The 13805-nt window shown below is 64.3% G+C and carries 17 protein-coding genes; 10 read left to right on the top strand and 7 right to left on the bottom strand.

Going from position 1 to position 13805, the window contains the following annotated elements:
* Positions 1-209 precede the first annotated feature (209 nt).
* A complete protein-coding gene (locus tag O6Y00_RS04905) occupies positions 210-905 on the bottom strand; it encodes a dihydrofolate reductase family protein (RefSeq protein ID WP_353441484.1) in 696 nt (231 codons plus the stop codon).
* A 67-nt stretch (positions 906-972) separates the two neighbouring features.
* Between O6Y00_RS04905 and O6Y00_RS04900 the strand changes: the two genes are divergently transcribed.
* Positions 973-1866 carry a glucose 1-dehydrogenase gene (locus O6Y00_RS04900; protein WP_353441483.1) on the top strand — a complete coding sequence of 298 codons (894 nt, stop codon included), beginning with the start codon at positions 973-975 and terminating at the stop codon, positions 1864-1866.
* Positions 1867-2245: 379 nt separating this feature from the next.
* Here the strand turns inward: O6Y00_RS04900 and O6Y00_RS04895 are convergent, their stop codons facing one another.
* The 5 genes from O6Y00_RS04895 to O6Y00_RS04875 form a co-directional block, all read right to left on the bottom strand.
* Positions 2246-3202: an alpha/beta fold hydrolase gene (locus tag O6Y00_RS04895; RefSeq protein WP_353441482.1), complete on the bottom strand. Its 957-nt coding sequence runs from the start codon at positions 3200-3202 to the stop codon at positions 2246-2248.
* A 1-nt stretch (position 3203) separates the two neighbouring features.
* Positions 3204-3668 (bottom strand): nuclear transport factor 2 family protein, encoded by a 465-nt coding sequence (locus O6Y00_RS04890; protein ID WP_353441481.1) that lies wholly within the window; start codon positions 3666-3668, stop codon positions 3204-3206.
* Positions 3665-4285, bottom strand: coding sequence for a pyridoxamine 5'-phosphate oxidase family protein (locus O6Y00_RS04885; protein WP_353441480.1), 621 nt, complete (start codon positions 4283-4285; stop codon positions 3665-3667). The genes O6Y00_RS04890 and O6Y00_RS04885 overlap by 4 nt, the downstream gene beginning before the upstream one ends.
* Before the next feature lie 24 nt (positions 4286-4309).
* A complete protein-coding gene (locus tag O6Y00_RS04880; RefSeq protein ID WP_353441479.1) occupies positions 4310-5308 on the bottom strand; it encodes an alpha/beta fold hydrolase in 999 nt (332 codons plus the stop codon).
* 86 nt (positions 5309-5394) lie between these two features.
* Positions 5395-5946, bottom strand: coding sequence for a carboxymuconolactone decarboxylase family protein (locus O6Y00_RS04875; RefSeq protein WP_353441478.1), 552 nt, complete (start codon positions 5944-5946; stop codon positions 5395-5397).
* A gap of 121 nt (positions 5947-6067) precedes the next feature.
* Here O6Y00_RS04875 and O6Y00_RS04870 point away from each other — a divergent pair, with 121 nt between their 5' ends.
* Positions 6068-6964 carry a LysR family transcriptional regulator gene (locus O6Y00_RS04870; RefSeq protein WP_353441477.1) on the top strand — a complete coding sequence of 299 codons (897 nt, stop codon included), beginning with the start codon at positions 6068-6070 and terminating at the stop codon, positions 6962-6964.
* Positions 6965-6982: 18 nt separating this feature from the next.
* Here the strand turns inward: O6Y00_RS04870 and O6Y00_RS04865 are convergent, their stop codons facing one another.
* Positions 6983-7735 (bottom strand): methyltransferase, encoded by a 753-nt coding sequence (locus tag O6Y00_RS04865; RefSeq protein ID WP_353441476.1) that lies wholly within the window; start codon positions 7733-7735, stop codon positions 6983-6985.
* Between the two features lie 170 nt (positions 7736-7905).
* On the opposite strand from O6Y00_RS04865, the gene msrA reads away from it, so the two are divergent.
* The 8 genes from msrA (at position 7906) to O6Y00_RS04825 (ending at position 13787) form a co-directional block, all read left to right on the top strand.
* A complete protein-coding gene (gene msrA / locus O6Y00_RS04860; RefSeq protein ID WP_353441475.1) occupies positions 7906-8574 on the top strand; it encodes a peptide-methionine (S)-S-oxide reductase MsrA in 669 nt (222 codons plus the stop codon).
* 181 nt (positions 8575-8755) lie between these two features.
* Positions 8756-9292, top strand: coding sequence for a hypothetical protein (locus tag O6Y00_RS04855; RefSeq protein ID WP_353441474.1), 537 nt, complete (start codon positions 8756-8758; stop codon positions 9290-9292).
* A 14-nt stretch (positions 9293-9306) separates the two neighbouring features.
* The gene (locus tag O6Y00_RS04850; protein WP_353441473.1) at positions 9307-10143 is read left to right on the top strand and encodes a cytochrome b/b6 domain-containing protein; all 837 of its coding nucleotides are present in this window, start codon (positions 9307-9309) and stop codon (positions 10141-10143) included.
* Entirely contained in the window at positions 10140-10904 is a 765-nt protein-coding gene (locus O6Y00_RS04845; protein ID WP_353441472.1) for a molybdopterin-dependent oxidoreductase, read from the top strand. The genes O6Y00_RS04850 and O6Y00_RS04845 overlap by 4 nt, the downstream gene beginning before the upstream one ends.
* A gap of 249 nt (positions 10905-11153) precedes the next feature.
* A complete protein-coding gene (locus O6Y00_RS04840; protein ID WP_353441471.1) occupies positions 11154-11879 on the top strand; it encodes a cytochrome c biogenesis CcdA family protein in 726 nt (241 codons plus the stop codon).
* Positions 11880-11883: 4 nt separating this feature from the next.
* Entirely contained in the window at positions 11884-12771 is an 888-nt protein-coding gene (locus tag O6Y00_RS04835) for an alpha/beta hydrolase (RefSeq protein WP_353441470.1), read from the top strand.
* On the top strand, positions 12772-13251 hold the full coding sequence (locus O6Y00_RS04830; RefSeq protein WP_353441469.1) for a YHS domain-containing (seleno)protein: 480 nt from the start codon (positions 12772-12774) through the stop codon (positions 13249-13251).
* A 2-nt stretch (positions 13252-13253) separates the two neighbouring features.
* Positions 13254-13787: a TlpA family protein disulfide reductase gene (locus O6Y00_RS04825; protein ID WP_353441468.1), complete on the top strand. Its 534-nt coding sequence runs from the start codon at positions 13254-13256 to the stop codon at positions 13785-13787.
* Positions 13788-13805: the final 18 nt, after the last annotated feature.

Below are 13805 nucleotides of genomic sequence, written 5' to 3'. Positions count from 1 at the left end.
TGGCTCTCCTGAGTGTGTCAAATGCGCCCGGGCCCGTCGGTGAGGAGGGATCACGACGGATCCGGGCGCTCGCGCCTTGCCGGTTCGGGGACGAACGGTTGGCTGCGACGAATCGTAATTTAGGGGAAGACGAACCGACCGACAATTCGGCCAGACGTTGATGCCTTGGTGAGCGTTGCTCATGCACGCGCCCGCAAAACCCTATGCCGTCAGGCTGGCGTGATCCGATACCGAAGCCAGACGATCCCGCCGTTCATGACTTCGTGACTGATCAAAGCCAGGGTATCGATCGGCAACCGCTCCGAAGTCGGCACGCCAGAGCCATCGAAAACGGCCGGAGCACCCGATGCGCCGTCGATCGCGGGAATGATCATCAGGCTGATCTCGTCGATGAGGCCGCCGCGAAGGAAACCGCCGTTGAGATGGCCGCCGCCTTCGAGGAGCAGGCGGTGGATCCCGAGTTCAGCAGCGAGGGTTGCGACAACCTCGTGCGGGTCGAGGTCGGTCTCGCCGGCGAAGACGTAGCCGACGCCGTCCTCGCGCAACCCCGCGAGATGCGCGTCGGCTACGGCGTTGGTCAGGACGACGACGATCGGATCGCCGCCGACGTCGCTTCGTCCCCAGGCGATCTTGCCCTGCGCATCCAGAACGATGCCATACGCCCCGGCATTGGTCTCGGGCAGCCACGCCGTCCGAGGAAACTTCGCTTCGGGGCGATCGGGATAGGCCTCTCGCTTGGCGAATTCCTGGCCGGTGACGCGCCCGACGAGCCACGAACCACCACCAAGCCGGCCATGCAGTTCGTCGTACAATGCATGCGAATGCGCGCCGCTCGGCGTCCAGCGTTCGGGCAGAATCCTGCCGTCGATGCTGCTGGCCATGTGACAAATGATATGCGGCTTCATGTGCGAGGATCCCGGAACTGACTTCAAATCTATCCGCAAGGAACGACCGCAGCGGCGTGCCGGCCCCATGAAGGTGCTGCATCGGATCGGTGAGGGGATTTCATGGAAGCGGCATCGATCGACTTCGTTCTGGACCGGGTCCGCAGCGAACAAGCTGCTCAGCGCAAAGGAAATCAAGATGGCCGACCAGACCCAGAGCTACGCAGGCAAGATCGCCTTCATTACCGGCGCCGCCAACGGTATCGGCCGCACCACTGCGATCGCCTTCGCCCAGGCCGGTGCCCATGTCGCCATCGTCGATCTGAACGGTGACGGCGTTGCCGAGGTCGTCGCGGCGATCGAGGCCACGGGGGGCAGCGCCGTCGGCATCACCTGCGACGTCTCGAAGAGCGAGGACGTCCGCGCCGCGCTCTACAAGACCGTCGAGGCCTTTGGCGGCATCGACATCGCCTTCAACAATGCGGGTATCGAGCAGCAGCAGATCCCGCTGGCGGACCTCAGCGAGGAGGATTTCGACCGCATGACAGCGATCGATCTGCGCGGCGTGTTCCTGTGCATGAAGTACCAGATCCCGCTGATGCAGAAGCGCGGCGGCGGCGCGATCGTCAACACCTCATCGGGCGCCGGCGTCGTCGGGATCGCTGGCCAGGCCGGGTACGTCGCGGTCAAGCACGGCGTGATCGGGCTCAGCAAGTCGGCCGCGCTCGAATATATCGGCGACAACATCCGCGTGAACGTCATCTGCCCAGGCATCATCGAAACGCCGATGATCATGGACCGGGTGTCGGGCGGCACCGAGGAAGGCCAGAAGAAAATGACCGCGCAGGAGCCGATCGGCCGCATGGGCAAGCCCGAGGAAATCGCCGCCGCCGTCCTCTACATGTGCTCGGACGCCGCCGCGTTCATGGTCGGCCACGCGCTCGTCGTCGATGGCGGGCAGACCGTCGGTCTCGGCGGCTGACCGTTAACGGCGACCAGGTGTGGTCGCCATTTTCGCTCGGGCGGATACGGAATTTGCGAGTGAGCGGATCTCATCCCGTTGGAAGACAGCCGGCCGATTGTCCCCGCCACACGTTTCCAAAAAGGCAGGTGTCAGAACGCCAGGTGTCACGACGATCAAGATCCTTCTTCCGAATGAGGCAGGGACGTCGATACCGTCGGCCTCTCCAAATTTGGGATCATCAGAGTTGGGTCTGATTTACCGGGGGCCGGTAGAGGGTCAGGCGCCGGCACCGTTCGCGCGGATTTATAATCACCCGCTCATTCGCGAGCGCTAGCCGAATGCGAACTGGATAATGACGCGTAACGCGACCGGATCATGCTGCGACACTGGCCGAAAGTTACCCTGCGCGACGTCCCATGAAGTCTAGGATCAGGTCGGCGATCTCGTCGGTTTTCTCGTCCATCGCGAAATGGCCGGCGTCGAGCAGATGGATTTCGGCGTTTGGCAGGTCGCGTCGATAGGCCTTTGCGCCGGCGGCGATGAAGGATGGATCGTTCGCGCCCCAGACGACCAGCGTCGGCGGTTTGTGAGTGCGCAGCCAGGCTTGCCACAAGGGGTAGGCGACAGTGTTGGTACGATAGTCGTACAGCGAGGCAGCCTGGATTTCGCGTTGCCCCGGCATTGAAAGATGCGCGAATTCGTCGGTCCAGCCGTCCGGGTCGTAGCGCTCCGGATGAGACGTACCGGCGGTATGGCGCTGCTTGGTGGCTTCGAGCGACAGGAACGCGTCGATCACCTCGGGATGCGCTTTCGGGTCTGCCCAATATTGGGCGATCTTCGACCATTTGGGTCCAAGGCCCTCGGTATAGGCATTGCCGTTCTGAATGATCAGCGACTGCAACCGCTCCGGATGCGCGAGCATGATCCTGTATCCCACGGGGGCGCCGTAATCGTGGAGATACAGCGTGTAGCGGTCGATCTTCAGCTGCTCCAGAAGCGCGTTGGTAGTCTGGGCAAGATGATCGAACGTGTAGCTATAGGCGGTCGGTGACGGCGTATCGCTTTGCCCGAAACTCGGAAAGTCGGGGGCGATGATGTGATAGCGGGTCGCCAGCAGCGGGATGAGCGTGTCGAACTCGCGCGACGAGGACGGGAAGCCGTGCAGCAGCACGATCGTCGGCGCACCGGCGGGGCCCGCTTCGCGGTAGAAGACGCCGGTGCCATCGACCTGGACCTTGTGGAAGGTCGTCGTTGACGTCGTGGAAAGCACCGGCGCGGCGGCGCTTGCCATCGACGGCGCGGTGAGCGCGATGGTCGCGGCGAGCAGGAACCGCCATAATCGCTTGGTCTTCATATCAAAGCCCCAATTCGGTCAGGCCGGCGTGATCGTCCGGACGACGGCCCAGCGGCCAATGAAACTTGCGGTCGGCGTCGGCGATGGGGTGTTCGTTGATGCTGGCGATACGGCGTTCCATCAGGCCGTCGGCATCGAACTGCCAGTTCTCGTTGCCGTACGCGCGGAACCAGTGACCGCTGTCGTCGCGATATTCATAGGCGAAGCGGACGGCGATGCGGTTGGCGGCGTGCGTCCAGACTTCCTTGATCAAGCGGTAGTCCAGCTCGCGTGCCCATTTGCGCGTGAGGAACGCCTCGATCTGGTCACGCCCGGTGACGAACTCCGCCCGGTTCCGCCACTGGCTGTCGGGGGTGTAGGCGAGGGCCACGCGGGCCGCGTCCCGGCTGTTCCAGGCGTCCTCGGCCAGCCGCGCCTTGTCGGCGGCGGTCGCATCGGTGAAGGGGGGCAGCGGCGGACGGCTCATGATGGGGTTCCTGATCGTAGTTTGAGGGCGGCAAGTTCGGCTTCGAGTTCGGCGATGCGCACGTCCCGTTTCGCCATGCCTGCCGCGACGGCGGCCGCATCGATCTTTTGCGGTATATGCTGGGGACAATTGACGTCCCATGCCTCGACCTCGAACAGGATGACCTGCTCGGGCCGCGCGCGATAGCCGTCGGGCATCAGCGCCGCCGCCAAGGCGGGATCATCCGCGACGACGCGCGCCCGACCCCAGATCTTGACGCGGCGGCGGTTGGCATAGTCCATCAGGAACAGGAACGCCCGGTCGTTGTCGGCGAGGTTGCCGGTCGAGACATATTGTCGGTTACCGGCATAGTCCGCAAAGCCGATGGTCTTCGTATCGATCACGCGGATGAAGCCCTTCGGGCCGCCGCGGTGCTGGGCATAGGGCTGCCCCGCGGCGTTGGAGGTGGCGAGATACGCGGTATCGATTTCGGTGAGGAATTCGGCGAGATTCTCGTCGATCACGGTGTTGAACCCGCCCCGCGCTTCCTGCTTGGCATAGGCTTCGCGCGAACCGCGCGCGGTCTGGAACGCCTTTACAGAGGGCGTGAAGGCGATGTCGCTCGATGGTTTGGTCATGTTCGCCTCCACGCGCTCTTGGGGTTACTTCTTGGCTTTCACGCGGGCGTCGTAAAAGCTGATGATGTGGTCGGCGATGTAGGGAAGATTGTCCTCCGTCGCGAAATGCCCGGCGTTGAGCCGGTGGATCTCGGCCTTGGGCAGATCCTTCAGATAGGATTCACCGCCTTCGGGGGTGAAGAACACATCGTGCTGGCCCCAGAAGATCAACGTCTTCGGTTGCTGGTTGCGCAGGAACGCCTGCCACGCCGGATAGAGCTGGACGTTGTTCCGGTAGTCGTAGAACAGGTCGAGCTGGATCCGCAGGTTCGTCGGCCCTGCGACGGATGCCGCATCGCTCTCGTAGCTTTCCGGCGCGATCAGTTCGGGATGGCCCGCGCCGCCGAGATAGACGGTGTTCTTGATCGCATCGAGCGTATTGAACGCGGCGAGCGCCGCTTCGTTCGCCGGTGTACGGTCGACCCAAAGCGCCTTGCGGAAGCCATCCCAAGCGGGGGTGAAGCCATTCTCATAGGCGTTGCTGTTCTGGACGATCAGCCAGTCGAGCGCCTTCGGGTTGCGACCGACGATACGGTAGCCGACGGGGCCGCCGTAATCCTGCATGAACAGGCCATAATGATCGAAGCCCTTGGCGGCGAGGAACTTCTCGACCGTCACCGAGATCGCATCGAACGAATAGTGATAGGTCGCGGGGTCCGGATGGTCGCTGTTGCCAAATCCCTGATAGTCGGGCGCGATGACGTGGAACCGGCTGGCGAGCTTGGGGATCAGGTCGCGATACTGATGCGACGAGGAGGGCCAGCCGTGGAGCAGCACGAGCTTCGGGCTGCGCGGATCGCCCGCTTCGCGGTACGCGATGTTGAGGCCGTCGACCTTGATGCTGCCGTAGCGGACCTGCGTGGCGGCGACGGGGGTCGTGACGACGGTTGCCGTCTGCGCATAGGCGGACGCCGCGCCGAACAGCGAGGACGCTGCGACCATGGCGCCAAAGGCGGCGGATAAAAGACGTGATTTGCGAGTCATGGGAGTAGCCTTTCGAAGAGGGGAAGCAGACGCGAACAACAGGCGGTCGGCGGCCGGGCAGCGATCTTGCGCGCCCGGCGCCAGGTTCATGCGGCCTTGCGGACCTCGACGACGGGGAAGTCGATATCGGTGGCGAACGCCACGTTGAGGTAATTCGTCCAGGTGTTCAGGGCGACGTGCTGGACGATCTCGATCAGTTGGGCGTCGGTGTAGCCGGCGAGCCGTACCGCTGCGAGGTCCGCCTCGGAGACGCGGCCACGCTCCTGCGTGAGCTTGGCGGCGAAGTGGACGGCGGCATCGGCAACGGGATCGTTCGATGCCCCGCTGCGGTTGGCGGTCATCTCGGCGTCGTCGAGCTTTGCGACATGCTTGCCGAGATAGGTGTGCGCGGACAGGCAATAGCTGCAACCGTTCACTTCGGCGACCGCCAGCGCGATCCGTTCGCGCGTCGCTGCGGGCAACGCTCCCCTGCCGAGCGCACCCGACATGCCGAGATAGCCTTCGAGCGCCTGCGGACTGGTGGAGATCAGGCGAAACATGTTCGGCACCACACCGAGCTGGGCCTTGACCGCGTCGAGCAGCGGCTGCGATTGGGTAGGGGCATCGGCGATCGTGGCGGGCGTTGCGATACGGGACATGGCGGTATTCCTGTTCAGCGGTGGCGAGCTTGATCGCCCGCTGAACATCAAATAGGCGCTTCCATTTTTATGGAGCACCCGGCATTATCAGAAATCATCCTATCATTTATTGGAATGTCCGATGGACCGCATCGATGCGATGACGACCCTGATCGCGGCGGTCGACGGCGGCAGCTTGTCGGCCGCCTCGCGCAATCTCGGGATGCCGCTCGCTACGGTCAGCCGGAAAGTCTCCGAACTCGAAGCGCATCTGCGGACCAAGCTCGTCATCCGGACCAGCCGCAAGTTGTTGCTGACGGAGCCCGGTCGTGCCTATGTCGCTGCCAGCAGGCGCATTCTCGAGGAGATCGACGAAACGGAGCGTGCGGCATCGGGCGAATATGGCGCGCCGCAGGGCCATCTGACGATCACCGCGCCGATCATGTTCGGGCGTCTCCACGTCGAGCCGGTCGTGCTCGCCTTTCTGCAGGCGTATCCCGATATCCAGGCGCGACTGATCCTCGCCGATCATGTCGTCAACCTGGTCGACGATCATATCGAGGTCGCGATCCGGATCGGTCGATTGCCGGACAGTGCGATGGTCGCCACGCGGCTCGGCACGATCCGCCGGGTCGCCTGCGCCAGCCCCGACTATCTGGCAAAGCGCGGCACGCCCGAAACGCTTGAGATGCTCGCCGATCACGACTGCGTGATGTTCGAAGGGCTGTACTCGAGCACGGTCTGGAACTTCGGATGTGGCGAGCGGGCGGCCGCGGTGCCGATCAAGCCGCGCTTCGCCGTCAATACCGCCGATGCGGCGATCGCGGCGGCAGTCGCCGGAACGGGTATCACGCGCGTGCTGTCCTACCAGGTCGCCGATGCCCTCGCCGCGGGTGAGCTGCGCTTGGTACTGGAGCCGTTCGAGCCGGAGCCGCTGCCGGTCCATCTCGTCTATCCCGCGCAGTCGCTGCTCCCGCTGAAGTTGCGCGCCTTCCTCGATTTCAGCGCACCGCGCCTCAAGGCCTTGCTCCCAGACTGATCCGCGTGCGCGATGGTGTCATGGACGCTGGAAGATGAAGACGAACTGATCGGTGTGGCCCCGTATGGTTGGATCCAGCGCATAGGCGGTATGCGGATCGTCGGCGTTACGCAGCAGGTCGCTTTGGCCGACGAAACGAAAGCCCGCCGCCGCCATGTCGGATTTGACGACATCGGGATCGATCCGGTGCGTCGTGTCGGTTGCCGCGATCTTCGATCCCGCCGGGGCGATATGATCGATGACGACGAACCGTCCTCCGGGTTTCAGCGCCTTGAAGACCGCCTTGTTGAACGCGGGGACATCCGCCGGCCCCATGAAGGGGTCGTAGAGATCGTGATAATTCTGCCGGATCCAGATGACATCCGCCTTCGTCGGCAGACGGATGGCGTTCACGGGGTTTATCACCGTGATGACATTGGCGTGGCCGGATAGCGGCCGGAATCCGGCCGGCGGCGTTACGATCTTGTCGTCCTTGTCGCCCTCGATCAGGTGGACGGCATAGACCTTGCCGGACGGGCCGACGACGTCCGAGAACAGACGATCCCAATATTCTCCGGGCCAGATATCGGCGACGGTATCGCCAGGGCGAAGACCGAGCAAGGCGAGCAGCGCGGCAGGATGGCGTGCCGCATCCTTTGCCCGGTCGGTGTCCGGCCTGCTCGGATCGGCGACGGCCGCGGAAATCCCCGCGGCGCTATTCTGCTTGGCCCGAGATGCGACCGGGGTGGCGTGAAGCGGGGCAGTAAGCCAGCCGGTCAAGACAAGGCTCACGGTAACGCCAAGGCCAAGCAAATCTCGGCGGGAACGACGTAATGATGCTGGATTCATGATTGCTTGTTCCGACCGGGAGGAGCTCTCGGTTACAGCTCAGCGATGGCGTGTAACATTTACGGATCCTCCGCCGTACAATGAGTGGGGGCGTCATTCCGGAGTTCTGATCGATGCTGCGTACCACCTCTCTCATGGCCGCGCTGTTGGCGGGTGCCGCCCTGATCGCCGCGATCGCGCCCAGCCTGGCCGAGGCTCCTGCCACAAAGGTCCCGGCCTCGGTCGCGCGGGAAGCGCCGTCGGGGAACCGCGAAACGGCGATTTTCGCCGGCGGCTGCTTCTGGGGTGTCGAAGGGGTGTTCAGCCATATGAAGGGCGTCATCAGCACGACATCGGGATACGCCGGCGGCGATCGCTCGGCGGCGCGGTACGAAGCCGTTGCAACGGGCGCTACCGGGCACGCGGAGTCGGTCGAGGTGGTCTTCGATCCGCGGCAGGTAAACTACGCGGACCTGTTGCGCGTCTACTTCTCGGTCGTCGCGGATCCTACCCAGGTCAACCGGCAGGGGCCCGATGAGGGGACGCAGTACCGGACCGCCTTGTTCCCGCTCTCCGCGGCTCAGATCACGGTAGCACGTGCCTATATCGCTCAGCTCGACGCAGCGCGTGCCTATCCCAGGCCGATCGCCACGCGGCTCGAAGCGCGGCACGAATTCTTCGCCGCCGAACCCTATCACCAGAAGTTCATGGCGCGGAATCCCGACTATCCGTACATCGTCATCAACGATCGGCCGAAGGTCGAGGCGTTCCGGCGGCTGTTCCCGCAAAGCTGGAAATCCTGAGCAGACGGAACCTGATCGCTATCGCCGATGACAATTTTCACGGCCTCGTCTCGCAGCTTCAGAAGCTTGGTGCTGCCGCGTCAGTCTGACAATTTCAGCGGCGGCGAATAATATTTTGCCCCCGATGTAACCGAATGACTTCGCTTGCCGAACCCTGATCTTGATGAAGGGGCGGTACGCTATGAAGAGGTTGCTGATACTGTCCGCGATGCTGTGCGCAGCTGGCTTGCCGGCTGCATCGCAGACCATGCAGGCGCCTACGATGGGCGACATGACGGCGATCGACGTCGGAATCGAGCCCATGATGCGCGTCGCGAGTTCCCGTTATGCCCAGTTGGCCTTGGCAAACGAGATCCACACCATCGAAGCCGCACGACGCGCGGTGGCAAATGCCCGTTCGACCGCGACCCGCAGCGTATCCGTGACGATGCTGCGCGAGCACGAGGCGTCGATGCGCGGTCTTGCGGCGATCCCGACCGCCGCGGGGCAACTCCGCTCGGCGAGCGCGTCCGCGAGCCAGTACGACGCTGTGGTACGAAACGCCCCGGCAGACGGCTTCGCCGAGCGGCAACTCGATCTGCGGCGATACGCCTGGGCGCTCCATTCAGGCTACGCCGCGGACGGCGCGGACCCGGCATTGCGACGCTTTGCCCGCTCGGCGGTGCTGCAGGCCGAACGCGATCTCCGACTCCTGTCGATGCGACCCAAGCAGTATTGATGAAAGCGAGCGATATGAACGATAACGCAGAGACGCTGCCGGTGCAGACCCGCGAGGCCCCTATCCCGAGGAGGCGCGGTCGCTCGATCGGTGAACTGGTCTATCGACACCGCCTGCCGACGCGGCTTTGGCACTGGACCAACGCCGTTGCGATCGTCGTGATGTTGATGAGCGGGATGATGATCTCCAACGCGCATCCGCATCTCTATTGGGGGGAGTTCGGCGCAAACCTCGACCATGCCTGGTATCATCCGCCACATTTCCCGGGCTGGGCCACGATACCCTCGACCTATAACCTTGCTCTGGCACGCCATTGGCACCTGTTCTTCGCCTGGATCTTCGCGTTCGGGCTGCTGGCGTTCATGCTTGTCAGCCTCGTCAATCGCCACATCCAGCGCGACCTGACGCTGACCCGTGCCGAACTTGCCCCCGGCCATCTGTGGCAGGACGTCAAGGATCACGCCCGGTTGAAATTCCCGACCGGCGAGAAAGCGCTCAGGTTCAACGTGCTCCAGAAGATCACGTATATCGGCGTCGTCTTCGTGGTGCTCCCTCTGCTGATCGTTACGGGGCTCAGCCTGTCGCCCGGGTTCGACGCCGTGTTGCACTGGTCGCTCGACCTGATGGGGGGACGGTCCTCCGCGCGGTCGATCCACTTCATCTGCGCCGGATTGATCGCGGCGTTCATCGTCCTGCACCTCGTGCTCGTCCTGCTGGCCGGTCCCTACAACGAGATACGCTCGATGATCACGGGGCGCTTTCGCGTGCCGCCCGATCGCGACGAGACGCCGCAACACAATGCGACTTTGGTGTCGAATCTGGTGCCGAATCTGGTGGAGGACCTGACATGAGCGGAGTGATCACGCGGCGTGGACTCGTGTCCGGTCTGGTCGCCAGTGCGGGCGGTCTGCTTTCGGGTTGCGACAAGCTTGGGCAGAATCCCCGGTTTCGCGAACTCCTGAAGACAGGAGAACATGGGAATTACGCCATCCAGCGTCTGCTGCAGGACTCCACGGCGCTTGCGGAGGAGTTCGCGCCGAGCCAGCGCTCGCCGATATTCCGCGCAAACGGCACGCGAATGCCTGGCGGTGCCGACTATGCCCGCCACCTCGCGACGGGGTTCGCGGACTGGCAACTCGTCGTGGACGGGGCGGTCGCTCGACCGCAGTCGTTCTCGCTCGGCGAGGTGAAGGCCATGCCTGCGCGCCAGCAGATCACGCGCCACGACTGCGTGGAAGGATGGAGTGCGATCGCCAAGTGGACCGGCGTTCCGCTGAAGCTGTTGCTCGAACGCGCGGGCGTGAGCCGACAGGCGCGTTTCGTTGTGCTGCACTGCGCCGATCCCCAGTCGAACGGCTCGATGTATTACGAATCGATCGACCTGCTGGATGCCTACCATCCCCAGACCATGATCGCCTGGGCGGTGAACGACGCGTTGCTGCCGGTACCCAACGGTGCGCCGCTTCGCCTGAGGGTCGAGCGTCAGCTCGGCTACAAGCATGCGAAATACGTCCAGCGGATCGAAGCGGTTACCAGCCTCACCGGCATCTATGGCGGGGGAGGCGGCTATTGGGAGGATGCCGCGGGATACGAGTGGTACGCGGGGCTGTAGCAGGCAAATGCGCCGCCGCTCGTAGCAGCCCTGATGTACCGGGGTGGCGGCAAGAGTGTTTCAGGCGTGTCCCTCGCTCGACTGTAACGGTGCGGCATAGCCCGGCGAACAGGAGAAGACGGCGCTGCGGTGATGCGCGCCCCGGAGAGCGTGTCATGATCCACCGGTTTAAAAAAATCCTCGCTGCGGCCGACCCCGCCACGCCCGACCTCGCCACGCCCGATCTCGCCACGAAGATCGGTCGATAACATGTCGCTTGCCCTGAACCCCCTGTTCGCCTTCGCCGCCGGCGCGCTGACGATCCTGTCGCCCTGCGTCCTGCCGCTCGTGCCGATCGTTCTGGGTAGTGCCATGCAGCGGAGCCGCTGGGGTCCGCTCGCCCTCTCGGCTGGGCTGGTGGTTTCGTTCACTGCGGTCGGCTTGGCGCTGGCTTCGCTGGGTACGCTTGCCGGCTTCGACGGCGATGCCGTCCGGGTCTTTGGTGCGATCCTGTTGCTGGCGGTAGGATTGCTGCTGATCGTTCCGGGTGCGCAGGACGCGCTCAGTCGACTTGCCACGCCCCTCGCCAACTGGGCGAGCCATCGCCAGGACGGGCTCGCCCGGTTCGGGCTGGCGGGCCAGGCCGGGATCGGCGTGCTGCTCGGCCTCGTCTGGAGCCCGTGCGTCGGGCCGACGCTGGGGGCGGCCACCGTCCTTGCGGGGCAGGGCGGCGGACTGCTGGACGCGGCGATCGTCATGGCGGCCTTCGGGCTCGGCATCGCAGTCACGTTGCTGGCGATCGGTTTTGCGACGCGCGGGTTCCTGTCGCGCTGGCGAGGCCGGATGATGACCGCGGGCAGTCGCGGCAAGCTGATCTTCGGCGGCCTGATGATCGCGGTTGCGCTCATGATCCTGACCGGCATCGATCATAAGGTCGAAGGCGTACTGATATCCATCTCGCCGGATTGGCTCGTCAGTGCATCGACGAGCGTCTGACGCGATGCGCAGAATCTCCAGCGCCATCGCCCCGCTTGCTGTCCTCCTTGCCAGCGTGCTCGGTGGCAGGGTCTCGGCACAGTCCTCCCCCGTCGCTGTATCGCTGACCGCGTCGGACGGCGTCGTCGTCCACGGCCTCCATTACCGCGCGCCGCACGCTAGAGCGATCATCCTGTTGTTTCATCAGGCGGGGTCGAGCAAAGCGGAATATGCCACGATCGCGCCTCGACTGGTGGCGCGCGGGTTCGATGCGCTCGCGATCGACCAGCGGTCGGGTGGCGACCTGTTCGGGCCGAACCTGACGATGGCAGGGGCGCGCGGCCGGCCTGGCTATCTCGATGCGAAGAAAGATCTGGATGCCGCCTTTGCCTGGGGAAAGCGGCGTCACGCGCCGATCATCCTGTGGGGCAGCAGCTATTCCGCCGCGCTGGTGTTCCTGGTCGCAGCGCAGCATCCGGGCGACGTACGCGCGGTCCTCGCCTTTTCACCCGGCGAGTATCTCGACGGCAAGGACATCGTACGTATCGCCGCATCGCGTGTCCGCGCGCCGATCTTCGTCACGTCGGCGCAGACCGTCGCCGAAGTGAAGGCGGCGGCGCGCATCGTGGCTGCGGCGCCGGCAAGGCAAAAGATGCAGTATGTCCCCGTCGCTGGCGGCGTACACGGCGCATCGACGTTGATCGTCGCACGCAATCCCGGCGGGGCCGCCGCCAACTGGGCTGCCGTCTCCCGCTTTCTCGATCGTACAGTGCCAGCGTCATCTCACGTTGCCGCTCGTGTGCCGGGCGACGACGGCGCGCATGGCCGATCCGTAACCTTTTCGACTGCGCCAACGAAATCCTTATCGAAGCGCGCTGGGCAGATCGGCCACGCCGCCGCCCAGGAGCATTGAATGTCCCGCATGCCGTTGATGATCGCCATCGCCGCCCTGTTTCCGCTCACCGCGGTCGCGGCGCGGACTCCTCCCGCACCGACCGCTCAGCATAATGTCGCGGTCAATGCGGATGCCGACGAGCTCGCGCTGCACGGCTATGACGCCGTCGCGTATTTCGCCGATGGTGTCCCGACCAGGGGCGATGCGCGCTTTGCCGCGACATATGACGGCGCGCGATACCAGTTCTCGACCGATGCGCATCGGCAGGCGTTCACGGCCGATCCTGCCCGGTATGCGCCGCAGTTCGGCGGGTTTTGCGCGCTCGGTACCGCGTATGGCGAAAAGGTCGATACCGATCCGGAGACGGGCAAGGTGGTTGATGGCAAGCTGTACCTGAACAACAGCAAGAAGGTCGCCGAGCGGTGGGAAACCGATCGGTCGGACTATATCGCCAAGGCCGATTTCGCGTGGTTGACGATCAAGGACAAGGCGCCCTGATCGTGCGGTCGACCCGAACGCTGCTGGTCCGTTGCCTGTTGCCGGCGCTCGTGCTGCTTTCGGGCGTAACGGCGCAGGCGCAGGAGAATGCTTCACCGTTCATCACGCGCTTCCACGGTAAAGTGCCGCCGCCGATCCAGGCGACGGAGCGGTCGGGCAAGCCATTCGACGCCGGCAGCCTTCGCGGCAAAGTGGTGATCGTCAATCTCTGGGCGACATGGTGCGCGCCGTGTCGGGCGGAACTGCCCAGTCTCGATCGACTTGCCGCCGCCAACGGCCGCGATCTCGTCGTGCTGGCGGTTTCGAACGACCGCGGTGGCTGGCCGACGATCGATCGGTTCTGGCGCGACCAATATCCGCATCTGCATCCGGTGCTGGCGACGGACGCCCAGCTGCCGCAAAAACTGGGCGCACTCGGATTGCCCTATACGCTCATCCTAGACCGTCAGGGTCGGGAGATCGCGCGTGTTCCCCGTGCCACCGACTGGACCTCGGCCAAGACACGGGCCCTGATCGCGCGTGCCGTTGCGCAATAGATCGGGTCATTAGCAGAC

The sequence above is a fragment of the Sphingomonas faeni genome, from assembly GCF_040407565.1.
Lineage (GTDB): Bacteria > Pseudomonadota > Alphaproteobacteria > Sphingomonadales > Sphingomonadaceae > Sphingomonas > Sphingomonas faeni_F.
The sequence above is the reverse complement of the archived record's forward strand: the minus strand, read 5'-3'. Positions and strand labels throughout refer to the sequence as shown.